The organism is Kitasatospora sp. SC0581 (genome assembly GCF_048159585.1).
GTDB lineage: Bacteria > Actinomycetota > Actinomycetes > Streptomycetales > Streptomycetaceae > Kitasatospora.
Genome location: NZ_JBLRWA010000166.1, coordinates 1 through 412, shown reverse-complemented (window position 1 = coordinate 412; position 412 = coordinate 1). Strand labels below are relative to the sequence as shown.

The 412-nt window shown below is 39.6% G+C and carries 1 protein-coding gene; it reads left to right on the top strand.

The genetic code is table 11. The features are described 5' to 3' along the window. Window positions 1-14: 14 nt before the first annotated feature. A partial coding sequence (locus ACLWS4_RS37595) for an ATP-binding cassette domain-containing protein (RefSeq protein ID WP_416876518.1) occupies window positions 15-412 on the top strand: 398 nt, incomplete at its 3' end.

Below are 412 nucleotides of genomic sequence, written 5' to 3'. Positions count from 1 at the left end.
AAGGCAAAATTATTATGAATGGCAAAGAAACATTTTTTCAAAATCCAAAAGAGGCGGAACAGGCCGGCATTGCATTTATCCATCAGGAATTAAATATTTGGCCGGAAATGACTGTCCTTGAAAATTTATATATTGGAAGAGAAATAACACGTCCCTTTGGCGTTTTAAAAACGAAGGAAATGAAAGCGCTAGCAAAAGGCGTATTCGATCGTTTAAACATTGCTTTGCCATTTGACCGGCTGGCCGGTGCCTGTTCGGTAGGCGAACAACAAATGATTGAAATTGCGAAAGCCTTGCTCACAGATGCTGAAGTCATGATTATGGATGAACCAACGGCTGCTTTAACCGACCGTGAGATTCAATCTTTATTTTCTGTCATCGAATCACTGAAAAAGAATCATGTTTCGATTGT